The 25,966-nt window shown below is 71.3% G+C and carries 22 protein-coding genes and 1 pseudogene; 8 read left to right on the top strand and 15 right to left on the bottom strand.

The window, feature by feature from the left end:
* The 10 genes and pseudogenes from ABGB17_RS21525 to ABGB17_RS21480 all read right to left on the bottom strand — a co-directional run.
* Positions 1 to 238 (bottom strand): annotated as a pseudogene (locus ABGB17_RS21525) (hypothetical protein); the annotation flags it as partial.
* A 228-nt stretch (positions 239 to 466) separates the two neighbouring features.
* On the bottom strand, positions 467 to 1,855 hold the full coding sequence (locus ABGB17_RS21520; RefSeq protein WP_347632254.1) for a glycosyltransferase family 4 protein: 1,389 nt from the start codon (positions 1,853 to 1,855) through the stop codon (positions 467 to 469).
* Positions 1,852 to 3,159, bottom strand: a complete 1,308-nt coding sequence (locus ABGB17_RS21515) for an oligosaccharide flippase family protein (protein WP_347632252.1) — start codon at positions 3,157 to 3,159, stop codon at positions 1,852 to 1,854. The genes ABGB17_RS21520 and ABGB17_RS21515 overlap by 4 nt, the downstream gene beginning before the upstream one ends.
* The gene (locus tag ABGB17_RS21510) at positions 3,156 to 4,451 is read right to left on the bottom strand and encodes a glycosyltransferase family 4 protein (RefSeq protein ID WP_347632250.1); all 1,296 of its coding nucleotides are present in this window, start codon (positions 4,449 to 4,451) and stop codon (positions 3,156 to 3,158) included. Before ABGB17_RS21510 ends, ABGB17_RS21515 begins: the two co-directional genes overlap by 4 nt.
* On the bottom strand, positions 4,439 to 5,212 hold the full coding sequence (locus ABGB17_RS21505; protein ID WP_347632248.1) for an NTP transferase domain-containing protein: 774 nt from the start codon (positions 5,210 to 5,212) through the stop codon (positions 4,439 to 4,441). The genes ABGB17_RS21510 and ABGB17_RS21505 overlap by 13 nt, the downstream gene beginning before the upstream one ends.
* Positions 5,209 to 5,874 (bottom strand): HAD family hydrolase, encoded by a 666-nt coding sequence (locus tag ABGB17_RS21500; protein ID WP_347632246.1) that lies wholly within the window; start codon positions 5,872 to 5,874, stop codon positions 5,209 to 5,211. Before ABGB17_RS21500 ends, ABGB17_RS21505 begins: the two co-directional genes overlap by 4 nt.
* Positions 5,871 to 7,145 (bottom strand): 2-phospho-L-lactate transferase CofD family protein, encoded by a 1,275-nt coding sequence (locus tag ABGB17_RS21495; protein ID WP_347632244.1) that lies wholly within the window; start codon positions 7,143 to 7,145, stop codon positions 5,871 to 5,873. Before ABGB17_RS21495 ends, ABGB17_RS21500 begins: the two co-directional genes overlap by 4 nt.
* On the bottom strand, positions 7,142 to 7,957 hold the full coding sequence (locus tag ABGB17_RS21490) for a glycosyltransferase family 2 protein (protein WP_347632242.1): 816 nt from the start codon (positions 7,955 to 7,957) through the stop codon (positions 7,142 to 7,144). Before ABGB17_RS21490 ends, ABGB17_RS21495 begins: the two co-directional genes overlap by 4 nt.
* A 68-nt stretch (positions 7,958 to 8,025) precedes the next feature.
* Positions 8,026 to 8,727, bottom strand: coding sequence for a hypothetical protein (locus ABGB17_RS21485; protein WP_347632240.1), 702 nt, complete (start codon positions 8,725 to 8,727; stop codon positions 8,026 to 8,028).
* Between the two features lie 499 nt (positions 8,728 to 9,226).
* The gene (locus tag ABGB17_RS21480) at positions 9,227 to 9,427 is read right to left on the bottom strand and encodes a hypothetical protein (RefSeq protein WP_347632238.1); all 201 of its coding nucleotides are present in this window, start codon (positions 9,425 to 9,427) and stop codon (positions 9,227 to 9,229) included.
* Positions 9,428 to 9,620: 193 nt separating this feature from the next.
* Between ABGB17_RS21480 and ABGB17_RS21475 the strand changes: the two genes are divergently transcribed.
* From ABGB17_RS21475 to ABGB17_RS21455, 5 genes are read left to right on the top strand one after another with little or no spacing between them, the layout of a single operon-like run.
* Entirely contained in the window at positions 9,621 to 10,661 is a 1,041-nt protein-coding gene (locus tag ABGB17_RS21475; RefSeq protein ID WP_347632236.1) for a 4Fe-4S dicluster domain-containing protein, read from the top strand.
* The gene (locus ABGB17_RS21470; protein WP_347632262.1) at positions 10,658 to 11,464 is read left to right on the top strand and encodes an FAD/NAD(P)-binding protein; all 807 of its coding nucleotides are present in this window, start codon (positions 10,658 to 10,660) and stop codon (positions 11,462 to 11,464) included. Before ABGB17_RS21475 ends, ABGB17_RS21470 begins: the two co-directional genes overlap by 4 nt.
* A complete protein-coding gene (locus tag ABGB17_RS21465) occupies positions 11,461 to 12,381 on the top strand; it encodes an oxidoreductase (protein ID WP_347632234.1) in 921 nt (306 codons plus the stop codon). Before ABGB17_RS21470 ends, ABGB17_RS21465 begins: the two co-directional genes overlap by 4 nt.
* On the top strand, positions 12,290 to 13,576 hold the full coding sequence (locus ABGB17_RS21460; protein WP_347632232.1) for a Ni/Fe hydrogenase subunit alpha: 1,287 nt from the start codon (positions 12,290 to 12,292) through the stop codon (positions 13,574 to 13,576). Before ABGB17_RS21465 ends, ABGB17_RS21460 begins: the two co-directional genes overlap by 92 nt.
* Positions 13,560 to 14,039, top strand: coding sequence for a hydrogenase maturation protease (locus ABGB17_RS21455; protein ID WP_347632230.1), 480 nt, complete (start codon positions 13,560 to 13,562; stop codon positions 14,037 to 14,039). Before ABGB17_RS21460 ends, ABGB17_RS21455 begins: the two co-directional genes overlap by 17 nt.
* On the opposite strand, the gene ABGB17_RS21450 is transcribed toward ABGB17_RS21455, so the two are convergent.
* Positions 14,021 to 15,946 (bottom strand): multicopper oxidase, encoded by a 1,926-nt coding sequence (locus tag ABGB17_RS21450; RefSeq protein ID WP_347632228.1) that lies wholly within the window; start codon positions 15,944 to 15,946, stop codon positions 14,021 to 14,023. The two genes, ABGB17_RS21455 and ABGB17_RS21450, sit on opposite strands and share 19 nt — an antisense overlap.
* A 169-nt stretch (positions 15,947 to 16,115) precedes the next feature.
* On the opposite strand from ABGB17_RS21450, the gene ABGB17_RS21445 reads away from it, so the two are divergent.
* From ABGB17_RS21445 to ABGB17_RS21435, 3 genes are read left to right on the top strand one after another with little or no spacing between them, the layout of a single operon-like run.
* Entirely contained in the window at positions 16,116 to 16,865 is a 750-nt protein-coding gene (locus ABGB17_RS21445) for an HAD-IA family hydrolase (RefSeq protein WP_347632226.1), read from the top strand.
* A complete protein-coding gene (locus ABGB17_RS21440) occupies positions 16,862 to 19,231 on the top strand; it encodes a glycoside hydrolase family 65 protein (protein WP_347632224.1) in 2,370 nt (789 codons plus the stop codon). The genes ABGB17_RS21445 and ABGB17_RS21440 overlap by 4 nt, the downstream gene beginning before the upstream one ends.
* Positions 19,228 to 19,896, top strand: a complete 669-nt coding sequence (locus ABGB17_RS21435; RefSeq protein WP_347632222.1) for a pyridoxamine 5'-phosphate oxidase family protein — start codon at positions 19,228 to 19,230, stop codon at positions 19,894 to 19,896. Before ABGB17_RS21440 ends, ABGB17_RS21435 begins: the two co-directional genes overlap by 4 nt.
* A gap of 27 nt (positions 19,897 to 19,923) precedes the next feature.
* Here ABGB17_RS21435 and ABGB17_RS21430 read toward each other — a convergent pair whose 3' ends face one another.
* From ABGB17_RS21430 to ABGB17_RS21415, 4 genes are all read right to left on the bottom strand, one after another.
* Positions 19,924 to 20,814: a universal stress protein gene (locus ABGB17_RS21430; protein ID WP_347632220.1), complete on the bottom strand. Its 891-nt coding sequence runs from the start codon at positions 20,812 to 20,814 to the stop codon at positions 19,924 to 19,926.
* A 103-nt stretch (positions 20,815 to 20,917) separates the two neighbouring features.
* Positions 20,918 to 22,447, bottom strand: a complete 1,530-nt coding sequence (locus tag ABGB17_RS21425) for an AAA family ATPase (protein ID WP_347632218.1) — start codon at positions 22,445 to 22,447, stop codon at positions 20,918 to 20,920.
* Positions 22,444 to 23,142, bottom strand: coding sequence for a CBS domain-containing protein (locus tag ABGB17_RS21420; RefSeq protein WP_347632216.1), 699 nt, complete (start codon positions 23,140 to 23,142; stop codon positions 22,444 to 22,446). The genes ABGB17_RS21425 and ABGB17_RS21420 overlap by 4 nt, the downstream gene beginning before the upstream one ends.
* A gap of 74 nt (positions 23,143 to 23,216) precedes the next feature.
* Positions 23,217 to 25,952, bottom strand: a complete 2,736-nt coding sequence (locus ABGB17_RS21415; RefSeq protein WP_347632214.1) for a cation-transporting P-type ATPase — start codon at positions 25,950 to 25,952, stop codon at positions 23,217 to 23,219.
* Positions 25,953 to 25,966: the final 14 nt, after the last annotated feature.

Raw genomic sequence — 25,966 nt, 5'->3', positions numbered from 1 at the left:
CGGCGGCCACACCGCGCAGCGGGTTCGCCGGGGCGATGACGGGGTAACCGTCGCGGATGAGCCGGGCCGCGACGCCGCTCCAACCGGAGGCGTCGGCGAACGCGCCGTGCACCAGTACCACCGTGGGTCTGGGCTTGGCTCCCGCCCGGGAGTGTCCCTGCGCCGCGGGCGCCCCGAGCAGAACGCCGGTGGCGATCCCGGCTGATCCGGCCAGCACCGCTCGGCGAGTCGTTGTCATCGATGTCAACCCTTCATGGTGATCGCACCTTTCTTACGGGTCAATGTAGGGTCGGCCCACTTGACGATCACTGAACGAACGGTTCACTCCTCATCAAGTGCATCGATCTAGCCTGCGGACATGAGATCGACGAAGAGCGAGAGCACCAGGAAGTGGAGCCTGCGGCTCCACGTGCTTTTCTATCTCGCGGCCAATCTGGCCCAGGTCGTCGTGTGGTGGGTCTACGACTCAGAGCACTTCTTCTGGCCCCTGTGGTCGATAGTCTTCTGGGGCATCGGGCTGGCCTTCCACATCTGGGAGACCGCCTCGCCGTCCAGATCGGACGCCAAGGCCTGAGCTCACTTCACGGCGGTCCGTCTGAGCCGGCCCGGCCGGTGCCCGTCCGAGTGCGGCGTGGTAGGCCGCGAGTGTCTCCGCGGCCGCCCTGCTCCAGCTCAGGTTCTCCCTGACGAACCTCTCTCCCCGGGTGCCGAGTGTGCGGCGCAGTCCGGGATCCGTCATGACCTCGACCACGACGCGGGTGATGTCGGCGGGGTCGGCGCTTCGTACGAAACGGACGGCGGGGCGGTCGGGGTCGCCGAGGAAGACGCGGGAGAAACCGTCGCCGAGGATCGTGGGTCGGGCCAGGGCCATCGCCTCGGTGGCCACCAGGCCGAACGGCTCGAACAGCGAGGGGAAGACGCAGGCGTCGGCCATCTCGTAGAACTCCAGGAGCGCTGTGCCGCCGACGAAACCGCCGGACGTCAGGACACGGCCGTCCAGGCCCGTCTCGGCGACGATCCGTGCCACACCCGCGTCGTCGCCCTCCCCCACGATCACCAGGCGCAGGCCGGGGACGGCGGGGGCGATCTTCCGCATGGCCTCCAGCAGCGGGTAGACGCCCTTCTGCCGTTCGATGCGGCCGACGAACAGCAGCACCGGGTCCCCGGCGGCGATGCCGAGCCGGGTCCGCAGGGCGGCGGCTCCCGCGCGAAGCGCGTCGCGGTCGAACGCGGGGTCGGCGAGCAACCGTTCGTACGTGCCGCCCAGGCGCACGACGTCGATCGGCGTCCGGTTCCAGCCCGCGGCGGCCAGTTCCGCGCGCACCTCCGGGGTGGCGACGACGACCCGCCGGGAGATCCGCGCCAGCCACCGCTCGACGGCGGCGAACACGTTCAGCGGGTCGGTGATGGTGCGCTGCGCCGCGACGCCGTACTCGGTGGTGTGCACGTGGAAGACGACCGGCAGCCGCAGCACGTAGTGGCAGAGCAGTCCGCACAGGAAGTTCGTCGAGTCGTGCACGGCGACCAGGTCGGGCCGCTCGCCCCGGGCCGCGCGGCGCAGCCGCAGGAAGTACCGCCAGTTGCTGACCACGACGTTCAGCGCGAGCAGGGCGAACTCGGCGCCGCGGGTGCGGTTGAGCCGCCGGCGGCGGCCGATCGCACCGAGGACGCGGCCGAGCGGGCGGTAGACGGTGACGCCGTCGCCCCGCTCGTGCACGGGCTGGTGGCCGTCGTTGAGCGTGAAGACGGCCAGCCGGTGGTCGCGGGCCAGGTACGGCGTCATCAGCTCGACGTAGCGGCCGAGCCCGGCGGTGATGTTCGGCGGATACTGGTTGACGACGCAGGCGATCCTCATCGATCGGTCTCCTCTGCAGGTGGGGTGACCGCCACCGGGCCGTCCGCCCGGTACACCCGGCCGGCGGCGGCCGCCACGACGGCCACCAGGACGAGATTGCTGAAAGCGAACGCCACCAGTCCTCCGACCAGCCCCCACCAGGCGATGCACACCGCCTGGCAGGCGAGCGCGGCGGGCGTCCCGGCGGCGAGGCAGGCGATGAGCACCTTGGCGCCCCGCACCCCGTCCATCGACAGGGCGACGAAGTAGAGGTTGAAGACGGCGTGCGCGCCGATGCCCGCGGCCGCCAGCGCCATCAGACCGGCCGAGTACGGGTACTCCTCGCCCATCACCAGAAAGAACACCAGGCCGGCCGCGAAGGAGAAGACCGCCGTGGCCCCCGCGACGGACGGCGCGAGCCGCGCGATCCTCCGCATCAGGGCGGGTTTCGCCGTCGTGGCCAGCATGGGCAGCAGCACCAGGCCGATCCCGTCGGTGAACACCACGCCGAGCAGCCGCTTGGGGAAGCCGTTGTACAGGGAGTACACCCCGACGTCGGCCCGCCCGGCCCAGTGGTTGAGGAAGATCACGTCGACGCCGAAGAGCACGGCGGTGAACGTCGCGATGACGGTCACGTACGCGCCGTGCCGGTAGAGCGACCTCGCGAGGGCCGGCGACCAGGTGCCCGGCGCCACCTCGAACCCGGCCACGGCCACGACGGCGAAGACGAGGTTCGTCACGATGAGCGCGCCCAGGTACACCTCGGCGTCCCCGATCCCGAGCACGAGCAGGCAGTACGCCGAACCGGCCAGGTAGGCGACGGCGACGGCCAGCTTGAGCGCGGCCACGAGCCTGAATCTCTTCAGCCCGCGCAGGAAGCTCTCCGTGAGCTGGTTCAGGGTCATCGACAGCGCCAGCGCCAGGCCGAAGGCGAGCGTACGGGTGTCGACGCCGAGCGCCGCGGTCAGCAGCGGCGCGGCCAGCATCCCGGCGGCGAGCAGGACCGTCCCGAGCACCAGCGTCGAGAACAGCGCCGTCGTCACCAGGGCCGGCCGGTCCGCCGGTTCGGCGCGCGGCAGCTCCTGGAACATGACGTAGTTGAGGCTGGTGAGCATGGCGACGGTCGCGATCAGCGCGATCGTCAGGACCACGGTGAAGTGGCCGAACGCGGCGGCGCCGATCCCCCTGGCGATGACCAGCGTGGTGGCCGCCGCGGTGCCGCTGGCCAGGATGCTCACGAGCGCGGGCCCGGCCGCCCAGCGGTGGCCGTCGACGATCCGCGCGACGCGGGCGCGCACGTCCCCGGCCGGTCGCCGGCGCGTCACCGGGCCAGCTCGGCGTACGCCGCCAGGGTGAGCTCGGCCGTCCGTGCCCACGTGTACCGCTCGCGGACATGGGCGGCGCCGCGTCCGCCGAGCCGGGACGCGGCCGGCCGGTCGTCCAGGCACCGCAGCACGGCGTCGGCCAGCTCCTCCGGCGAGTCGTGCTCGCACCGGACCGCGCCGTCCCCCACCACCTCCGGGGAGTAGCCGGGGCCGACGACCACGGGCCGGGCCAGCGCCATCGCCTCGATCGCGACCAGGCCGAACGGCTCGTACGTGGAGGGGAACACGCACACGTCGGCGGCCAGGAAATGGGCGAACACCTCGGCGGAGCCCAGGAAACGGTACCCGGCGATCACGTGGCGGCCGGCGCCCGTCTGCTCGATCAGCCGTGCCACCTCCGCGTTCTCGTCGGTGCGTGGCGCCTGCGCGCCGATGAGCACGATCCGCACGTCGTCACGCTCCCCGGCGATCAGCGGAGCCGCCCGGATCAGTGTGCGTACGCCCTTGTGCGGCGACAGCCGGCCGGCGAACACCACGAGCCGTCCGTCGCCGCCGGGCAGGTAGCGGCGCCGGACCGCCACGCGGAGCCGGTCGTGCTCGTCGCCGGTGAGGCCGGCCAGCCGCAGCAGCTCGGGGTCCTCGAAGCCGTGCGGGATGACCCGCAGCCGGTCGGCCGGCCATCCGCACGCCGCGAGATCGTCGCGCATCCCGACGCTCGGCACCACGATCAGGCGTGCCATCCGCGCCTGTGCGGTCTCCAGCGCGGCGATGCCGGCCGCCACCGCGGATCGGCGCCGGGCCGGGCCGGCGTTGAGCTCACGGGTGTGGACGTGGAACACCACCGGGGTGCGGGCGAGCACCCGGCAGAGGATCCCGGCGACGCAGCCCATCCAGTCGTGCACGGCGACGACCGATCCCGACGGCCCGGCGCCGGCCCTGAGGATGCGGGCCGCGACACGCACGTTGAACAGGAGCATCCCGATCATCCGGGCGACGTGCCGGACGGCCGCCGGCGCTCCGGTGACGCCCCCGGCCCGGTCACCGCAGGGCGCGCGGCCCTCGGCCCGGCCACCGCCGGGTGTGCGCACCCGGTGCAGGGTGACGTCGCCGACCCGCTCCGTCCGTGGCGCCCTGTGCCGCGCGGTGGCCCCGAACACCTCGACGGGCGTGCCGAGGTGCCGCAGGGCGGCCATCATCCGCTCGGCGTACCGCCCGAGCCCGCCGACGACATCCGGCGGCGTCTCGGCGCAGACGACGTAGACGGGGCGCGGCCGGGCCGTCAGCTCGCGCATCGGCCGCCGGCCTCGGTGTCCCGCAGGTACGCCTGCCGGGCGAAGTCGAGATCGGCCTGGGTGTTGATGCCGCGCGCCTCGACGGGGTCGTCCACCGGCACCACGGTCAGCGGCCGGCCGGCGGCCTGCGACAGGTAGGGAAGGAACGGCAGGAAGTTGACCTCGCCGGTGACGGCACCCGGGGCGGCGTCACGCAGATAGCGCGTCCACTGCTCCCGCAGCCCGTCCGTGCCGAGGCAGAACACGCCGACGTCGCTCAGCCCGCCGGGGCGGCACGCGTCGCCCTCGCGCGATTGCCGCACCCGCACGAGCGAGGAGCCGGCGATCTCGTACTCGACGTACGGATCCGCCATCGGCACCAGCGGAATCGTGAGCCCGGCCCCCCGGTGGGCGGCCACGACGCGGCCGACGGTCACCGGGGACAGGTTCGCCTGGTCACCCCACACCACGAGGATCGCGTCGTACGGCTCCCAGTACGGGGCGGCACCGAAGATGGCGCCTCCCATGCCGGTCGGCTCGTCCTGGACGCTCACCGAGACGGCGCCGCTCCCGATCTCCTCGGCCGCGAGGTGCCGGAACGGGGCCTCGCCCTCGGGGGAGACGACGACGTGGACGTGCTCGGCCCGGGGCCGCAGCCGCCGGTGGAGCAGGTGCCAGACGGTGACGCCGCCGGCGATCTCGACCATGATCTTCGGGATGCCGAAACCGAGCCGGGTGCCACGCCCGGCCGCCGGGATCACCGCGCAGACGCGCTCACTCACCGCTGCTCCTGGTGGAAGAGGGACACGATCTCGTCGAGGTCCGGTACGGCGATCGCCCCCGCCGCGGGCTCGGCGGCGTGGACCTGGAGCGTCACCAGCCCGGCGCCGACCGCGGACGCCACCCCGTGCGCGGAGTCCTCCACGGCCACGGCGTCGGCCGGCTCGACGGCCCAGCGACGGCAGGCGTACGCGTAGAACCCCGGATCGGGCTTGCTCACCGGGACGTCGTCGCTGGTGAGCACGGCCCGGAAGTAGCCGCCCAGGGAGCACGCCGCCAGGACCCGCTCGACCGACCCGCGGCTGCCGCTGGTGACCAGGTACACCGTGCGACCGTCGTCCGTGAGGCGTTCGAGGAGGCGGCGGGCGCCGGGCAGCACGGCGACCATTCCCGCCTCGGCGTACTCGCGGTAGAGCCGCTGCTTGCGCCGGGCCAGCCGCTCGGCCGCGACGGCGTCGCCGGGGACCAGGCGTGACGCCACCTCGGCGGTGCTCGCGCCGGCGTGGGCGGCGTACCGGAACGAGCCGAGCACGCCGGGCGCGATCTCCGCGATCGCCTGGCGGAACGCGGCCTCGTGCGCCGGGCACGAGTCCACGAGCGTGCCGTCGAGGTCGCACAGCCAGGTCCGGCGGCCGGCGAGCACGCCGGCCTGCGACGGGGTCACTCGGCTCCCGCCAGTGCCGCCTCGCCGCAGATGGCCGTCAGGGCGTCGACCGTGCTGCGGCCCCCGTGCACGCCGGGACGGCCGGGGTCCTCCAGGTCGGCCGTGACCCACCGCGCCCCCGCCCACTCGCCGCAGTCGATCACGGCTCGCGGCACCGGGGGCACGGGCGGCAGGCCGTCCGACGGCGTCGCGGGGCGGGGGCACAGGACATGCGTGACGGTGCGCCGCTCGTTGCGGGGGTCGCCGAGATAGGACAGGGTGAGGTCGACCAGATCAGGCGCGGTCAGCCCCTGGATGTCGTGGTCGTCCCGGGTGTTGACGACGAACACCTTGGCCACGGCCCGGCTCGCCGCGATCGCGTCCGTGACGCCCGGCGTCAGGTAGCTCGGCAGGAGCGACGAGTGCGGGGTGCCCGGCCCGTACACGAGGAGGTCGGTGTCCCTGATCGCGTCCAGCGCCTCCGGGCTCGGCGTGACGTCGGCGCGGTGGCGGGCCAGGACCTCCCGCACCCGCGCGGCGGGCAGCGCCTCCAGCTCGGCCCGGCACCGGTGGCCGATCGGCTGACGGAGCAGGAACAGGTCGGTGATCGCCTCGTCGTCCTGCGGCGCGACGATGTCGGCCTCGTCGGCCAGGAGGCGGCCGTCCCGCTTGAGCGCGGCGAGGAAGGCGTTCTCGCCGCCGGTCACGTTGAGCAGCCGGACCGGGGAGCCGAACGTGCGGGCGCAGGAGCGGACGGCGGCGTTGAAGTCCTCCCCCGTGCGGAGATACGCACCGGCGAACACGAGGTTGCCGAGCGCGCAGTCGCCGAGGTCCATCCCGTACGGCTCCGCGCCGAGCCGGCGCGCGAACAGGCGCAGATCCCGCGTGATCTCCTCTCGCGCCTCCGGCCGCAGCGCGTCGAACGGCGTGCCGGTGTCCGAGCCGGACGGCGGACGGCCCGCGCACCGCCCGGACGAGGCGATCTCGTCGATGAGGTCCCCGAGGCGCTCCGGCGTGATCCCGGCCGGCAGGCGATGTTCGAGGACGGACATCAGCGCGGCCTGCTGCGGATCGCCGCGGTCCAGGTGGAGCAGGCAGTTCTTGCGGAAGTCGGACGGCCCGAGCATCCCCGGGAGGTACCGTCGCAGCGCGCCGGTGGACAGCCCGTTGTCGTACCCGTTGATCACCAGGGACAGGCCGAGCCCCGGGATGCTCAGCAGCCGGCGCGCGATGCTGGCCCCGCCGCGCCCGCCGCTGAACATGGTGACCGAGCTCAGGGGGCGCGCACTCATCGGGTTTCCTCCGTCACACGGGCCGTCACCGGCCGTGGCGGCGGCGCCCCTGGCGGGCCCGGCGCGCGCAGTACGCCCCGGCGCAGCAGCCAGTTGCGGTACCCCACGTAGCCCACGAACAGCGCCCGGTCCCGCGCTCCCTTCCAGAACCGCCACCCGCGACGGCCGCCGCCGCGCTGCCGGTGCTCGATGGGAAGCTCCATCCAGGTGTGGCCCAGCTCGGCGACCCTCGCCGTGATCTCCGTCGAGCAGTTCATCCCACCGGACTCCAGCGGCAGGGCGCGGAACAGGGGGCCGCTGACCACCTTGAAGATCGAGTTGAAGTCGCGGTAGCGGGTGCGGAGCAGGGCGTTGCTGACCGCGCCGCTGGCCGCCGATCCCCACCGATACGGCAGGCCGTCGGCCTTCCTGATGCGGGCGCCGGAGAAGGCGAGCGCCTCACCGGCCTGGATGCGCGGGATGAACGCGTCGAGATTGGCTATCGGGAACTGGCCGTCCGAGTCGAGCAGCACGACCCAGTCCAGCCGGGTGCGGGCGATCGCGGCGGCGATCGCGGCGCCCGCGCCCCGATTGCGGTCGAACGAGACGACGACGAGCTCGGGGCAGTCGGCCCGCAGGGCCGCGAGGATGGCTCCGGTCGCGTCCTTGCTCCCGTCGTCGCACACGACGATCTCCCACGCGCCGACCGCCGGGTGCCGTTCGAGGTAGTCGCGCCACTCCGTCACCACCGCCGCGATGGTCTCCGCCTCGTTGTACGCGGGCGCCGCCACCGAGATGTCGACGGTGCGGGCCCCGACATGCGTGTTCGGCAAATCTCACCTCCCGGAAGGGCTTCAGATGCGGGCGTGACGGCCATGACGAGACGGGCCGCCGGAGCCGGTCACCGGACCGGCGTGAGCTCCCCGGCCCCCAGCAGGCGGGTGATCCAGCGATCGAGGGGAAGCAGGTTGATCCCGACGACGATCGGAACGTGCGCGAGGGCGAACAGGATGGTCGCGCCGAACGAGATCGGACCGCCGGTGAACAGGTTGATGTGGGGCGCGTCGATGACCTCGGGGATCGCCACCGGGTTGACGACGAACCACATGATGTCGAGAAACCCCGAGAACAGGATGACGACGCCGGTCGCCATGATTTTCAGGCAGCGGCCCCGGCTGCCGCCTCCGATCCGGTAGGCGGCGGCGACCGTGAGGACGATCGCCGGATAGAGCAGCAGATAGAGGTGCGTGTAGAAACCGTCGCCCTGCGCGCGTGCGCCGTCGCCGAAGTAGAACCAGCTGATCCGCGGGATCACGTACCCGGTGAAGAAGACGAACGGGATGAAGACCAGCCACTGCAGGCGCGGCGACACCCACGGGAAGAACGCGATGGCCACGCACAGGCAGGCGAACACGGTCAGCTTGGCCACGAGCTCCCACGCCGTCTGCGTCTCCCGCCCGTGGGGGGTGGCCAGCCAGACGACGACGGCACCGGCCGCCCCGGCGACCAGGGACAACCACCACAGGTGCCGGGCCCATCGGCGCCGCCCGCGCAGGAGGCCGTCAACGCCCCCGGACCGGCCCGTGGTGACTTCCCCGTCCATGATCGACCGGGATGGCGGGCTTTCGTCACGTGCCGTCATGGAGAATCGGCACCTTTCTTCCAGACGACGGGCGATCCGGGGATAGGTAGAGTGCTCCGGCCCCAAGCCGCGGGAGCGCTCCCACACAGTATGGCAGCGGCCTCTCCAATAGCGCCTAAGTATATGAAAATGGGACCTTCCAACCTCATCCCTTCGAGGCGGATTGAGAGATGCCCGCGAATACCCAGATGAACCTTTATACAAAATTCAACTTTCCAGCGTGCACCTAGAGAGAGGCCAATATGTGAGCCTCTCTCAAATATTGATTCCACAACTCGGCTTTTGAACGCTTCGTCATGCGTTCCATAAGGACAGTGCGCTTCTCCGCCCCGGGGCGCCGCCCCGCCCCTTACACTGCGTGACCGGCGGAGCCGGCCCCGCGTGCCGCCGCAGCGCTCCCGCGACGTATCCCTCTGTCTCAGTGCACACATTGTGCGTCGGGACAAGCAGGTGGTTTCGCTCACGAATGGATATCGAGCCGTCGCGATACGCCATACCGGGATTCCATCATGGACGTCTTGGAATGCCCGGTGACGGAGACGAGTCCCGCCGAGGTGACCGCCGCGCCGCGCGCGAACGGCCGCAGGCTGGACCAGGGAACGGTCGAGAAACGGCTTGGGAAGCTCCAGACCGGCAGGAGGCCTTCGAAGGTGACGGTCACCGGCGCGATCGCCGGCCTCCTCGCCGCGGCGGCGTCTCCCGCCGCGGCCGGCATCGGCTGGTCGCACCGGTCGGGAGGAGCGGCCGTGACGAGGCTACGCGGCCCCGCCGTAATGTGGGTATTACCGCAGGTAGGCACACAGGGCGGGAGGGGGCGTCGCATGGATCCCGTCATCGTGTATACGCTGGGCCCCTTGATCGACGATCTGCGGAGCCGTGGCTACACCGTAGTGGGGCCCACGATCAAGAACCGGGTCGTCCGCATGAGTGAGATCAGCTCTGAGACGGACCTGCCGAAGGGATCAGGGGACGAGCAGGAGCCCGGCCGTTACCGCATGACGGAGCGGGGCGGCGAGATGATGTTCGACTTCGCCGCCGGCCCTGATTCGGCCAAGCGCTACACCCAGCCGCCACGGCAGGCCCTGTTCCGGGTGCGGGACGAGACGGTCGAGGAGGCCGAGCCGGAGGCGCCGTCCGTCGCCCTGCTGGGGGTACGCGCGTGTGACCTGGCCGCGATCGCCGTGCAGGACCGGGTGTTCCTGGGCGGCCGGCATCCGGATCCCGTCTACCGGAGACGCCGGGACGCCCTGTTCCTCGTCGCGGTGAACTGCGCGGTGCCCGGGGGCACGTGCTTCTGTGTCTCCATGGGGACCGGTCCCCGGGCGACCACCGGGTTCGATCTCGCGCTCACCGAGTTGGCCGATCCACATCGCTTCCTGGTCGAGGTGGGCAGCGAGCGCGGCGAAGCGGTGGCCAGGGGCCTGGATCGTGCCCCCGCCGACGAGGCCGACATCACCGCGGCCCGTGAGGTCTCGCGTACGGCGGCCGGGCACATGGGCCGTCAGGTGGACCTGGACGGCGTGCGGGACTGGCTGCCGGCGGCCCACGACTCACCGCGTTGGCAGGACGTGGGGTCGCGCTGCCTGAGCTGCACCAACTGCACCATGGTGTGCCCGACATGCTTCTGCACCACCGTCGAGGACACCACGGGCTTCACCGACGGGGCGGCCGAGCGCGCCGAGGTGTGGGACTCCTGCTTCACCCTGGAGTTCTCCGAGACGGGCGGCGCGCCGGTCCGCGGCTCGGGGTCGGCCCGGTACCGCCAGTGGCTGACCCACAAGTTCGCCACGTGGTACGACCAGTTCGGCATGTCCGGCTGTGTGGGGTGCGGCCGGTGCGTCACCTGGTGCCCGGTGGGCATCGACGTCACCGAGGAGCTGGCGTGCATCCGATGACACCGGAGCTCTACCGGGTGCGCTCGCGCCGGCCCGACCGGGCGGACACGGTCACGCTCACGCTCGCCCCGGTCCACGGCACCTGCCCGCCGTTCGTCCCCGGGCAGTTCACCATGCTCTACGCGCCGGGGGTCGGCGAGATCCCGATGTCGATCAGCGGCCGTGCGCGGTCGGGCGGCTACGTGCAGACGATACGGGCGGTGGGGGCGGTCAGCGGCGCCCTGTGCCGGAAACGGCGGGGGGACGTCGTGGGGGTGCGGGGGCCGTACGGCACCGGCTGGGACGTGGCCGCCGCCACCGGGCTGGACGTGGTGGTGGCGGCCGGGGGCCTCGGTCTGGCGCCGTTGCGCGGCGTCGTCCAGGAGCTGCTCCGGCGTCCGTCGCGGTACGGCCGCGTGAGCGTCATCGCCGGCACCCGGACGCCCGCGACGCTGATGTATCCGCGGGAGCTGGCGCGCTGGCGGGAACACGGGCTGGACGTGCGGGTGACCGTCGACCATCCCGACCCCGCGTGGCGGGGCCCCGTGGGACTGGTCACCCGCCTGATCGACAAGATCGTCTTCGAGCCTCGCCGCACCTTCGCCTTCGTCTGCGGTCCCGAGATCATGATGCGGGCGGTGGCGGCCGAGCTGGTGCGCCGGGGGGTGCGGCGCGACCGGGTGGAGGTGTCGCTGGAGCGGAACATGAAATGCGGGGTGGGGCGCTGCGGGCATTGCCAGCTCGGCCCGCTGCTGCTGTGCCTGGACGGCCCGGTGGTCAACTACGAGCGGGTCGCGTGGATGCTGGAGGTGAGGGAGCTGTGACGGGCCGGGTGCCCACCGGCCGGAGCGGCCATGCAGGGAAGCGGGCCGGGCGGCCGCGGCTGGCCGTGTGGAAGTTCGCCTCCTGCGACGGCTGCCAGCTCACGCTGCTGGACTGCGAGGACGAGTTGCTCGCACTGGCCGCCGACGTGGAGATCGCCTACTTCCTTGAGGCATCCAGCGCCCCAGGGCGGGGACCATACGATCTGTCGCTGGTCGAGGGGTCCGTCACCACGCCGGACGACCTCCAGCGGATCAAGCACGTGCGGCGGGTGTCCAAGCGCCTGGTGACCATCGGGGCGTGCGCCACCGCGGGGGGCATCCAGGCGCTGCGCGACTTCGCCGACGTCCAGGAGTTCCTCTCGATCGTCTACGCCCGTCCCGATTACATCGCCACGCTGGATCGCTCCACACCGATCTCCGCGCACGTACCGGTCGATTTCGAGCTGCGCGGCTGCCCGATCGACAAGAGGCAGCTCCTGGAGGTCATCTCCGCCTTCCTCGCCGGCCGCCGCCCCGGCGTCCCGTCCCACAGCGTCTGCGTCGAGTGCAAGGCCGCGGGGAACGTCTGCGTCATGGTCGCGCACGGCACGCCGTGCCTGGGACCGGTGACCCAGGCGGGTTGCGGCGCGCTGTGCCCGGCCTTCGACCGGGGCTGCTACGGCTGCTTCGGTCCCATGCAGAGCCCGAACGCGCGGTCGCTCAACCGGCGGCTGCAGGAGCTGGGCATGAGCACACCCGAGCTGGTCCGTGTCTACCGGACCTTCAACGCGACCGAGGAACCTTTCCGCCAGGCGGCCGAACGCGCGCACGAGGCAGGAGACGAACGTGACGCACAAGACGATCCGGCTCAGCGGCCTGTCACGCGTGGAGGGCGAGGGCGCGCTGCTGGTCCGCGCCCGCGACGGCCGCGTCACTGACCTGCGGCTGCGCATCTATGAGCCGCCTCGCTTCTTCGAGGCCCTTCTGCGGGGCCGTCACCATACCGAACCACCCGACATCACGGCCCGGATCTGCGGGATCTGCCCGGTCGCGTACCAGATGAGCGCCTGCCAGGCCGTCGAGGCCGCCTGTGGGGCGGAGGTGACCGGCCCGCTGCGGGATCTCCGCCTCCTGATGTACTACGGGGAATGGATCGAGTCGCACGCGCTGCACGTCTACCTGCTGCACGCGCCCGACTTCCTCGGCTACGAGAGCGGCATCGCCATGGCCGCCGACCACCGGGGCCTGGTGGAGCGGGGACTGGCGTTGAAGAAGGCCGGCAACGTACTGGTGGCGGCCGTCGGCGGCCGGCCGATCCACCCGGTCAACGTGCGGGTCGGTGGCTTCTACCGCGCTCCCACCCGGCGGGACCTGGCGCCCGCCGCCGAGCGGCTGCTCAGGGCCCGTGAGGACGCGCTGGCCACCGTCTCCTGGGTCGCCGGCTTCGACTTCCCCGATGTGGAGCACGCCTACCGTTTCCTCGCGCTGCGCCACCCCACCGAGTACGCCATCTTGTCCGGGTCGGTCGCCACCGCCGGCGGCGAGTTCGGCGTGGAGGAGTGGCCGGCGCACATCGTCGAGGAACAAGTGCCGCACTCGACCGCACTGCACGCCCGGCTGGACGGTGTCACCGGCTACCTCGTGGGGCCGCTGGCCCGCTACAACCTCAACCACCGGCAACTGTCCCCGACGGCCCGGGAGGCCGCCGCGGGGGCGGGTCTCGACGGCCATTGCCGCAACCCCTTCCGCAGCATCGTGGTGAGGGCCGTGGAGATCGTGCACGCGTGCGACGAGGCACTGCGGATCATCGACAGGCTCGACGAGCCCGACCGTCCGGCCGTCCCGGTCGACGTCCGCGAGGCGACCGGGCACGGCGCCTCCGAGGCACCCCGAGGCACCCTCTACCACCGTTACAGCGTCGGCCCCGACGGCCTGATCCTCGACGCCGACATCGTCCCCCCGACGTCCCAGAACCAGGCGCGCATCGAGATGGACCTGCGCGATCTCATCGAACCCCGTCTCCACCTGCCCGCGGAGCGGCTGGCCGAGTGGTGCGAGCGGGCGATCCGCAACCACGATCCGTGCATCTCCTGTTCCGCCCACTTCCTGGACGTCCATGTCGACGCCCGGTAGCACCGTCGTGATCGGCCTCGGCTGCGAGTGCCGGGGCGACGACGCCGCGGGCCTGGAGGTGGTACGGCTGCTGGCCCGCGACTCCCTCCCTCCCTCGGTCGTGGTCCTGGAGAACTACGGCGACGCCGCCGAGTTGATCGAGAGCTGGACCGGCGCCTGCCTGGCGATCGTCGTCGACGCCGCCATGTCCGGGGCGCCGCCGGGCACCCTGCATCGGCACAGCGCCCTGGGGCTGGCTCCCACGTGGCAGGGCAGTTCCCATGTCCTGAGCCTGGCCGACGCCATCGACTTGGCCCGCGCGCTCGGACGACTCCCCCGACGGCTCCTGCTGCTGGGGATCGAGGGCGAGGACTTCGCGGTGGGCGGCCCCATGAGCCCGTCCGTGCGGGCGGCGGTGGCGCGCACGGCTGAGATGCTGCGTGGACGGTTCGGCGGCGGGGCCGATCAACCGCCGATGCGGTAGGGACGCATCATCTCGTTGTCCTCGTGCTCCAGCAGATGGCAGTGCCAGACGAAGAGCCCGGGCCGGTCGAAGAGGGCGGCGATGCGGGTGACCTGCTTCGGGTAGGCGATGACCGTGTCCTTGCACCCCTGTTCCCACGGCTCCGGCGGCCGGGGGGAGCCGCCGAAGGGCCGGCGGTCCAGAACGTGGAACAGGACCTCGTGCACGTGGATGGGGTGGGCGTCCGGCGTGAGGTTGTGGATCTCCCACACCTCGATGGCCCCGGCGGCGGGATTCTCGGTGATCGGATCGGACCACATCCTGGGCTCCGGCCGCCCCTCACCGTCCAGAGTGCCGAGCAGCGCCGCCGTCGGGCCCGCGCCTCTCATGACCGCCGAGTCGTGCTCCAGCAGGGCCACCTTCCGGGTTGCCTTCGCGGGTCCGGGGGAGGCGAACGACGGCAGGGTGAGCCGGTCGGGGGGCACGCTGCGGTCCGGCCCGCGCGAGTCGATCACGGTGAACCTCATGACCTGCCCGGTGGTCGCCGGGTCGGCCGGTGCCGCACGGGGGTCCCCGCTGAACGCGGCGTCGGGCCCTTCGTTGATCAGGTAGAGCGCGGTGCCGGGCCGCACACCGGTGAAGTCGACGATCAGATCGGCGCGCTCCGCCGGGGCGAGCAGGGTGCGACCGAGCTCCACCGGCGCGGGCAGGAGGCCCCCGTCCGAGCCGATGTGCCAGACGGGCAGGGCGACCGGTGCCGGACGCCGGGCCCGCGGATCCGCCACGATCTTCAGGTTGAGCACGCGCCCGTTGCATCCGTTGAGCAGGCGGAACCTGTACCGGCGCGGCTCGACCTCCAGGTACGGCCACGTGCGGCCGTTGACCATCATCGCCCTCCCGAAGAACTCCGGGTTCCAGATGGGCGGGACGTCACCGTGGGGCACGTACGGCCCGCGGAAGTGGTCGAAGAAGGCGCGCCCGCCCGGGTAGAACAGCGAACCGTCCGCGAAGAACGTCCGGTCCTGGATCACGATCGGGATCTCGTGGTACGGCCCGCGCCCGCCGTCGCCCGCAGCCGGCGCCGGGCCCGGCAGCACACCCGGCGGCAGGTCGGAGGGCCCGCCCCGCAGCAGGTAGAAGCCCGCGAGGCCGGCGTAGGTGTTCAGCCGGGTGACGCCCAGCGTGTGATCGTGGTACCACATCGTGGCGGCCCGCTGATCGTTGCCGTAGTGGAACACCGCCGAGCCCGGGCTCCACGACCCGCCGTGGGCCTCGGCGTAGCGGAGGGCGAACTTCGCGTACCAGGACCCCTCTGTCGCGTAACCCACCGGAAGCTTCCCGGCCTGAGGCAGGTACCACGCTTCGGGGAACCCGTCGCTGTGGTCGGCGCTGTGTCCCCCGTGCAGATGAGTGACCAGAGGAACCGGCCCCTGGTAACGTCCGGGGGTGCCGCGGAAGTCGGCACGCCTGTCCCTCCCGGCCGGCCCGCCCTGCGGGTTGGCCCAGTGCAGGGTGGGGTCCACCGGCAGCAGATGCCGCAGATACCGGCCGTTCTGGTCGACCAGTTCGTTCACCCAGCGCACGCGCACCGGACGGCCGACGATCGCCTCGATGGTGAACCCCGGGCTGCCGAAGGTCCGCAGATCTTGCACGGCCCCGTAGCCCCACACAGTGGTGGGTGGGTGCCCGGGTGGCAGGATCTGCTGCGTGAACTGACGCGCCCCGATCGCGTACCGGTCGACCGGCTCCCCCTCCAGGGACACCGGCGGCATCACCGGGGGGACGACAAGCGGCGTCACGTACTTGGCGATCCCCTCGGGGGCGAGCACGGCCACGGGGGCCGCCACACCACTGATCGGCTCTCGGCACAGCAGCACGACGGCCGTTCCCCCGATCGTGGTCTCGAGGAACTCTCGTCTGGTGATCATCCCAGCCTCCCCGTCCTTCCCATTACAGACCTCGGGGACCCGGCCCGGGGAGGGGGACCGTGCCTGCCGATACCCCGAGCCGGGGCTTTCGTTGTCCGACCTTGGGAAAGAGGCCCTGTCGTCTTTCCGGAGGCCGCCGGTAACGTCGTGTCCGGCGGAGGTGATGCCAATGCCTGTCATCGATCTGACCCGCGTCGACGCGGTCATCTTCGACAACGATGGTGTCGTCACCGACACCGCTCGGCTGCATGCCGCGGCCTGGAAACAGGCCTTCGACGAGTTCCTCCGCGGCCGCTCCGAGCCGTTCGACATCTGTCGCGACTACCTCGAGTACGTCGACGGCAGGTCCCGTATGGACGGCGTGCGGACCTTCCTCGCCTCCCGCGGCATCATCCTTCCCGAAGGAGCAGCGGGCGACCGCCCCGGCACCTTGTCGGTACACGGCCTCGCCGCGGCCAAGGACATCCTTTTCCTGAAGAATGTCGAAAGCGACCGCGTCGCGGCGTTCCCGCGGACCGTCGGGTTGCTCCGCCGGTTGCGGCGGTACGGCTGCCGCACCGGGCTGGTGTCGGCCAGCAGACACTGCCACGCGGTGGTGACCGCGGCGGGTGTCGCCGGCTTCTTCGACACCGTGGTGGACGGCCACGACGCCGCCACCTTGTGTCTTCCCGGGAAACCGGAACCCCACCTGTTCTGGGAGGCGGCGCGCCGCCTCGGCGTCCCACCCGGCAGGGCGGCGATAGTGGAGGACGCGCTCGCCGGCGTCGAGGCCGGGCGGCGGGGCGGCTTCAGCCTGGTGATCGGCGTCGACCGCGCCGGCGGACGGACCGGGACGTTGCGCGCACGAGGTGCGGACATCGTCGTCTCCGACCCCGGCGAGCTGGAGGTCACCGGCAGGGCCTGGGCCGGCGCCCCGTGAACCCCTGGCTGCTGACCTACGACGGCTACCTGCCCGCCGACGAAGGCCGGCGAGAAGCGCTGTGCGCCCTTGGCAACGGGTACTTCGTCACGCGCGGCGCGGCCCCTGAGGCCAGGGCCGACGGCACACACTATCCGGGCACCTACGTCGCGGGCTGCTACAACCAGCTCACGTCGCGCATCGGCGGGGAGCAGGTCACCAACGAGGAACTGGTGAACGTACCCAACTGGCTGCCGCTGCTGTTCGCCACGCCGGAGTCCCGCTGGTTCCACCCACGCACCGCCGAGTTGATGGAGTACCGGCAGGTGCTCGACCTACGGCATGGTGTGCTGAGCCGCCGGCTTCGCTACCGCGACGAACACGGCAGGGTCACCGCCGTCCGGCAGCGCCGGCTGGTCTCCATGGCCGACCCCCACGTGGCCGCCCTGGAGACGACGTTCACCGCGGAGAACTGGTCGGGGCCGATCCGTGTGGCCGCGGCCCTCGACGGCCGCGTGTCCAACCGGGGAGTCGAGCGCTATCGCGATCTCCGCGGCGATCATCTGGTGGAGCTCTTGACGGGGCACGACGAGGACCACACCTGGCTCAGTGCCCGCACCAGTTCATCGGGCATCGCGATCGTGCTGGCCTCTCGGTTGTGTCTCGAAGCCGTCCTGGAGCAGGTGCGCCGGGAACCGGACCGGATCTCGACGGAGCACCTGCTTCCCATGGAACGTGAACGCCCCGCGACGGTGACGAAGATCGTCGCGCTGACGACCTCCCGCGACCACGCGATGGCCGACCCCCGGTCGGCGGCGGTGCGCACGGTACACCTCTCCCCCTGCTTCGGCACGGTTCTGGCACGGCACCGGCTGGCCTGGGACCGGCTCTGGGCACGTGCCCGACTGGACTGCGACGACCCGACAGGTGCGCAGATCATCCATCTGCACACCTTCCACCTGCTGCAGACGCTCTCTCCCCACACCACGGATCTGGACGTGGGGGTGCCCGCGCGTGGGCTGCACGGAGAGGCGTACCGGGGTCATGTCTTCTGGGACGAGCTTTTCGTCCTTCCATGGCTGAACTTCCGGTTCCCGGAGATCTCCCAGGCCCTGCTGCGGTACCGCCACCGCCGGCTTCCCGAGGCGAGGGCGGCGGCGAACGCGGTGGGCCTGCCAGGGGCGATGTTCCCGTGGCAGAGCGGCAGCGACGGGCAGGAGAACACCCAGCCGTACCATCTGAACCCTTCCTCCGGCCGCTGGCTGCCCGACCGGTCCCGGCTGCAACGCCATGTGGGACTCGCCATCGGCTACAACGTCTGGCAGCACTTCACCGCCACGGGGAACATGGGATTCCTCGCCGACTTCGGTGCGGAGCTGCTCGTCGAGATCGCCCGGTTCTTCGCGGCACTGAGCGAGCTCGACCCCGTCTCCGGCCGCTACGAGATCCGCCATGTCGTGGGACCTGACGAATATCACGACGCCTACCCCGGCGGCACCTCGCCCGGTGTCGACAACAACGTCTATACCAACCTGATGACGGTGTGGCTCCTGCTCAAGGCCTGTGAGGTGCTCGACCTGCTCCCTCTGCGCGAGCGGACGGAACTCACGACACGGCTCGGTCTGAGCCGGCCGGAACTGGAGCGCTGGGACGAGATCACACGCCGGATGCGCGTGGATTTCCACGAAGGAGTCCTCAGCCAGTTCACCGGCTACGCGGACCTGCCGGAACTGGACTGGGGGCGCTATCGCGGCGTACGGCGGCTGGACCGCGCCCTGGAAGCCGAGGGAGACGACGTCAACCGCTACAAGGCCTCCAAGCAGGCCGATGTCCTCATGCTCTTCTACCTGCTCACCGCGGAAGAGCTGCGGCGGATCCTCGCCCGGCTGGGACGCGCGGCCGAACCTGATCTGATCCGCGACACCATCGGCTACTACCTCAAGCGGACCAGCCACGGTTCCACGCTGAGCGCCGTGGTGCACGCATGGGTGCTGTCACGGCTGGATCGGGCCGTGTCCTGGCACTTCTTCGTCGAGGCGCTGAGCAGCGACCTGGCCGACGTGCAGGGGGGTACCACGGCCGAGGGCATCCATCTGGGCGCGATGGGAGGAACCCTGGACCTGGTGCAACGCTGTTACCTGGGCCTGGAGGCGGGTCTCGACGGTCTGCGACTCGACCCGCACCTGCCCGACCGGCTCCCCGCGCTGTCGTTGACGATCGAGGTCTGCGGCGGCTCGTGCTCGATCGACGCCGGCCACGCTTTCGTGCGGGTCGGCCGCGCCGACGACGGCCCTGAATCGCTTCGAGTCGAAGTGCGCGGCCAGCGCGCCAAGATAGGCCGTGGCGCGGCGCATGTGTTCTCGCTGATCCGCATGGAGGCCGAATGACGCCATCTGGAGGATCCACCGGCGACCTCGGCCGGCGTATCGCGCACCGGCGCGAGAGCCTGGGCCTCAGCCGGGAAGAGCTCGCCGACCGTACCGGCATGGCCACCGGCTATCTGGAATACCTGGAGAGGACCCCGGCGACCCTGGACCGGGGGACGCTGTTGCGGCTCGCCAGGGCTTTGGACACGACCGCGGAGGACCTGCTGGGAGGTGGGCTGGACCGGCCGCCGGGCTCGGGGCGTCCACCTCGCCACCCTGTGCTGGAAACACTCGACTCCGATGAGTGCCTTCGGCTGATCTCTCCGGGCGGCGTCGGGCGGGTCGCGTTCGTCGGCGCCTCGGGCCTGGCCGTGCTGCCGGTCAACTACACGATGTACGAGCGGTCGATTCTCTTCCGCACCCGGCTGGGGGGCGCGATGGACGAAGATCTGCGCACGGGCGTCGCGGGGGTCGAACTCGCCATCGCCTTCGAGGTCGACCGCATCGACGAGGCGTCACGGGCGGGATGGAGCGTGCTGGTCCAAGGGGCCGCGCACCACGTACCGCCGGACGAGACGGCGGAGGTGGCCGGGGCGTACGTCGAACCCTGGGCAGGGGGTGAACGGGAGTTGTACGTCCGCGTCACGCCCCTGCGTGTCACCGGTCGCCGCATCCACGGCTTCTGAGCCCGGGAGGCCGACGGGTGTGGCGGCCTACCCGGTGGCGCTTGCCGGTTCCTGCCCGTCCCGCGGCGAGGGCACGATCATCACCGGGCAGTGCGCACGGTGCAGAACGCCGTGACTCACCGAACCGAGCAACGAGGAACGGAAGGCGCCACGGCCGCGCGAACCGACCACGACGAGGTCGGCCGTCTTCGAGGCGTCGGCCAGCGCCGGCACGGGATGCCGGCGCACGATGGACTCGGCGAACCGGACGCCGGGGTACCTCTCGCGCCATGGTCGCAGACTTTCGCCGACCTGCCTGCTGTCGTACTCCAGGACATCGCGCAGGACATCGGCGTAGTCGTCGGCGAACGAGGAGTACATCGGCATGGTCCAGGCGTATACGGCGCGAAGTGCGCAGTTCCGGATCTTCGCCTCCTCGAAGGCGTACCGCAGAGCGGCCTCTGAGTACGCCGACCCGTCGACCCCCACCACGATCTCCTGGTGCTCGGCGCCCGGAGCCGTGCGCACCACGACGAGAGGACTCGCGGTGTGCCCGGCGAGTCCCAAGCCGAGCGACCCGACGACGAGCCCCGCGAAGCCCCCCAATCCTCGGCTCCCGACCACAAGGACGTCGGTCTTCTCGGCCTCGTGACGGAGCCGCTCGATCACCGCGCCCGTGTCCAGGCCGGTGCTCACCGGAAGACCGGGCGCCCGTCGCCTCGCCCGATCGGCGGCCGCGGCCACCACATCCGCGCAACGGCCCGTGATCGCCGCGTCGAAGCTCGAGACGATGGGGAACGGGTACTCCCTCGCCCACGGCTCCTTGACCGTCACGACTCGCAGAGCCGCGCCCCGGCGTGCCGCCTCGTCCGCCGCCCAGTCGACGGCCGCCTCGGCGGACGTCGAACCGTCGACCGCGACGGTCACCAGATCGAACATCATCATCCTCCTCGATGACACGACTCCATGAGACCGCGGCTCAATGCGGACCGCATCGGCGGAAGGCCCCTGGCATCGGAGGCTTTCGTCCCACAGGCCGAGGTCAGCCTGGTTCCATCCGAGGAGGGCGGCGGTACCTCCATGGGACGGTCCGCGCAGGCGGCAGCAGCACTTCCAGGGCCCGGCTCAGCGCCTGGTCCCGGGTCGCGCTCGTGTCGATCTCCACCGACTCCGGCCAGGGCGCCGTTGTCTCCCGCATCACGTCCGCGATCGTCTGGTCGGCGTCCGACACCCCGCCCCTCCGGCGGGCGAGCCGCTCCGCGGTCACCTGCGGCAGAGCGGTGCACCGCAGCGCCACCAGGTCGCTGAAGGTCTCCTCCGCGAGCCGGCCGGCCGCCGCCCGGTGTGCCGCGTCGGTCCACGAGGCGTCGAGGATCACCGATTCACCGAAGCCGAGGAGGCCCCGCGCGCGGGACGACAATTCCTCGTAGGCCCGCGCCGTCCACTCGCGGGTGTAGATCCCCTCCTCGAACGGCGCCGCCGCCGGCTGCTCGGGCGCGATCCCGGCGAGCTCCTTGCGGACCCGGTCACTGGCCAGCACCGTGTACCCGAGCCGGTCGGCCAGGGCCGCGGCCAGTGTCGACTTGCCGGTCCCTGGCAGCCCGCCGACGAGGACCAGCGTGGCCGCCCCCGCCCTCAGGTGGCGGAGACCGAGCTCACCGAGCTCACGGGCCTCGCCTGCCGCTTCGGCGTTCCCTTGCGCATGCCGTACACACGCGACCTTGGCACGGACGAAGGCCCGGTAGGCGACGTAGTGATGCCACAGCGCCGGTGGTGCCGGGTCGCCGGAGAACTCGGTGTACCAGTGCAGGAACAGCTCGGCCAGCCGGGGCGAACCCAGCCGCTCCAGGTCCATGGCGAGGAACGCGGCGTCGTCCAGCCCGTCGAGATAACGCAGGTTCGCGTCGAATTCCAGGCAGTCCAACACCTGCGGGCCCTCCTCCAGGCAGAAGATGTCCTCGGTCAGCAGGTCACCGTGGCCTTCCACGACGCGTCCCTGACGCACACGGGCGGCGAACAACGGCTCACGTCCGTCAAGGAAACGCAGGGCGAGCCGCTCGATCTCCGCCACGGATTCGGCGTCGAGGACGGCGGGAAGCACTCTCACCTGCTGAAAGCTCGCCGTCCAGCGTTCCCGCAGCGCTTCTCGTCCACCTTGCCGGTCGATCTCCGCGCCGTGGCGGGCCTGCCCGTGCAGGCTCGCCACCATCCGGGCGATCTGCCGCAACTGCCCCTCCACCGGCTTTCCCGCGCGGACGAGCGCCGCCAGACGCCGATCGTCGGGCATGCGCCGCATCACCACGAGGTGCTCGCAGATCTTCCCGTCCGGCCCGAGGACGTCGGCCACCCCCTCGTAGACCAGGGGAGCGAGCCGGCGGTTCAGCTCCACTTCCTGCTCGCAGACGGCCCGCCTGGCCTCCAGGGTGGTGAAGTCGAGGAAGCCGAGATCAACCGGCTTCTTCACCTTGTACGCGTGATCCCCGAGGAGGACGACGACCGCGGTGTGCGTCTCCTTGATCTGCGCCCACGGCGTCGCCGGCGATCTCCGCGCGCCCGGGTCACCTGGTCTCATGTCATGTCCACCTGGTCGCCGGCGTCGTCGCAGACCAGCCTGTCCACTACGTCGACCACGCCGTTGACCCGCTCGATCATGCTCGCGGCCATCCGTGCGTCCGCACGGCACGCCATCCGCCCGCTCAGGGTCACCACTCCGCCGGACACGCGCACGCGTACCCGCGACGCGCGGGCCCGCAGCGCACCTCCGACGATGTCGTCCCGCACTTCGCGGGCGATCGCGTCGTCGGTCCGCGCGAAGACGGTGAGCAGGTCGTGGCGGCTGACGATGCCCTCCAGCACACCGTTCTCGTCGACGACGGGGAGGCGTTTCACCCCGTGCTCGCTCATCAGCCGGGCGGCCTTCACCACGTTGGTGTGCGGCTTGACGGTGATCGCCGGCTTGGTCATCAGTTCGGCGGCCGTGTCGCCGCACGCTCTCCGCCCGGGCGGGGCCCCCTTCCGGCCGGCGTACTCGCGAAGCCGGGCACGAAGCGGAGGACGGTACCCCTCCTGGTAGTACTGCTCCCTGAACTCCTCCTTGCGCAGCAGGTCCGCCTCCGAGATGATCCCGACGACGTGTCCCTCGCCGTCCACCACCGGGACCGCGCTGAGCTCATGGCGCACCAGTACCTCGGCCACGTCCTTGAACGGCGTGCCACCGTTGACCGAGGTGACCTGCCTGGTCATGACGTCCCGCACCTTCATGTGCATGGCTGCCCCCTTAGGGCGCTTACCCGTCCGTCGCGTCCTCGACGCGTCCTCGAACCACTCGTCACCTGGGAATCTCATGTCACCACGGCCGTCCTGGTGTTTTCGCCGGAGGGGGCGGCCCGCGCGCCACGCCGTCGCGTGTGCCACCGCCACAGCTCGTCCGCGCCCCACACGATCAACGGGAAAGGCAGGAGTAGCGCGAGTTGGGCCGGGCCAGGCACCGCCGTCCCGAAAAGCCGCTGAAGGGGTGGCAGCAGGACCACGGCCGCGGCGAACAGCACCTCGAAGGCGATCCCCCACAGCAGCAACCTGTTGCTGGTCAGCCCGATCTGCCTCAGGGACGCGGAGCGGGTGCGCGAGGCGAACGCGGTGCCTATCTGGCAGGACACGATGACCAGGAAGGTCATCGTGGTGGCCTGGAGCCAGGTGTGGTGCAGCGCCGTGCCCGGGCCGGTGTCCGCACCGAGATACCAGCCGCCCGCGCGCAACGTGAGGAAGAAGGCCGTGAGCACAAGGACGGCGGACACACCGCCCAGGAGTATCCAGGCGCGGACCAGCATCCCCGCCTGCACCACCCCCTGGTCGCGCGGCCGGGGCGGACGGCTCATCAAGCCGGGTTCGGCGGGCTCGCGGCCGAGTGCCAGGGCCGGGAGGGTCTCGGTGCCGAGGTCGATCGCCAGGATCTGCATGGCGGTCAGCGGCAGAGGCACCTGACCGCCGGACAGCGCGAACACCAGGAAGGGGATCATTTCCGGCGTGGCGTGGGCGAAGATGTAGACGATGAACTTGCGCACGTTGTCGTACACGCGGCGCCCGGCCTGGACGGCGTCCACGATGGTGGCGAAGTTGTCGTCCGTGAGCACCATGGTGGCGGCTTCGCGTGCCACGTCCGTTCCCGAGACACCCATCGCCACCCCGATGTCGGCCTGCCGCAACGCGGGAGCGTCGTTGACGCCGTCGCCCGTCATGGCGACCACATGGCCCTGTGCGCGAAGGGCGTCGGCGATGCGCAGCTTGGCCTCCGGTGAGCTGCGCGCGAAGACCAGTTCATCGTGCTTCCGCAGCAGGCCGTCGAGGTCGTCCTCGGTCATGGCCTCCAGCTCACTGCCCGTGATCACGCGCAGGCCGTCCCCCGCTATGCCCACGTGCCGGGCGATCCGCGCGGCGGTGAGCCCATGGTCCCCGGTGACGACGATCAGCCGGATGCCGGCGGTGTGACATCGGGCGACCGCGTCGGCGACCTCCGGACGAGGCGGGTCGACCATGGCGACGATGCCGAGCAGCGTGAGTCTCGTCTCGGCTTGGGCCCGGTCGGCGGGGAGAGGGGCGGAGGGGTCGAGTCGCCGTCGTGCCACCGCCAGCAGCCGCAGCCCTTGGGACGCGTAGTCCCGGATCACCGCGGAGACCGTGTCGCGATCCTGCCGCGTACAGGTTCGCGTTTCCCCGTCCACGGTCATGATGCGGTCGGTGCGGGAGAGGACCTCCTCCGGCGCGCCCTTGGTGTGGACCCATCGGTGACCGTCGACCGTGTCCACTGTCGACATCATCCGTACCGCCGGGTCGAAGTGGAACTGCCTGCGCCGCTCACCACCACGCTGCTCACCCAGGGAAGCGCACATGCGCAGCAGGGCTACTTCGGTGGGGTCTCCCGTGGGTACCGGCTCCAGTTCGGCGTTGTTGCACATGGCCGCGGCCCGTGCCAGCGCGAGCAGCGGCGCCGAGCGGCGCGCCGGCATGTGACCATCGGCGTCGACCGGGCCGCCGACGGTCCATACGGCGGTCACCCGCATCTGATTCAAGGTCAGCGTGCCGGTCTTGTCGGTGCAGATCACTGTGGTGGAGCCCAGGGTCTCCACCGCGCTGAGCCGTTTGACGATCGCGCCGCGCCGCGCCAGCACGCGGACGCCGACGGCCAGCGCGAGCGTGATCGTGGGCAGCAGGCCCTCGGGGACATTCGCCACCAACAGGCCGATGGCGAAGGTGAGGGCATCCGGAAGCGGAAGATCCGCCACCAGGACACCGACGGGCAGGAACGCGACGCCGGCCGCGACAGCGACGAAAGCGATCAGCCAGGCCACCCGCTTGACCTGATGTTCCAAGGGTGACTCGGCTCTGCCCACCCGCTGGGAGAGGGCCGCGATACGGCCGAGTTCGGTGCGCATGCCGGTGGAGAACACCAGGCCCCGCGCCTCGCCACCGGTGCAGGTGGTGCCGCTGAACACCATGTCGGGCGACGCCAGCAGCGGCCCGATCTCCACCGCGGGTTCGGCGGACCGATACGCCGGAACGGATTCGCCCGTCAGCGCGGACATGTCGATCTCCACGGCGCCGTCCAGCAAACGGACGTCCGCCGGCACCCGGTCACCCTCCTCGATGATCAGGATGTCACCGGGGACCAGTCGGGTCGCCTCGATCACTACGCGGGCACCGTCCCGGAGAACCTTCACCTTGGCGGGCAGCAGACCAGCCAGCGCTTCGACGGCGCGCTCCGCCTGCCGCTCCTGGACGAACGCCAGCATCGCGTTGAGCACGATCACCACCACGATGGCTCCGCTCAGCGGGAGTATGCCCGCCACCGCCGCGAGCGCGGCGGCCAGCCACAGCAGGAGCGCCAGGGGGTGGATCAACTGGCGGCCGAGTTCTCCGGCCCAGCCTCGCTCTTGCCGTCTCGCCAGTTCGTTGGGACCGAAGATCGTCAGCCGTTGAGCCGCCTCCCGGCTCCGCAGCCCTTCCGGGCGTGACCGCAGGTCCCGGAACAGCCGGAAGACCGGTTCGCGAGGATCTGATGTCTGCGCCGAGGATTCGTTCATTCAGGCCGTCACCG

It is taken from the genome of Sphaerisporangium sp. B11E5, assembly GCF_039871875.1.
In the GTDB taxonomy this organism is placed as follows: domain Bacteria; phylum Actinomycetota; class Actinomycetes; order Streptosporangiales; family Streptosporangiaceae; genus Sphaerisporangium.
The sequence above is the reverse complement of the archived record's forward strand: the minus strand, read 5'-3'. Positions and strand labels throughout refer to the sequence as shown.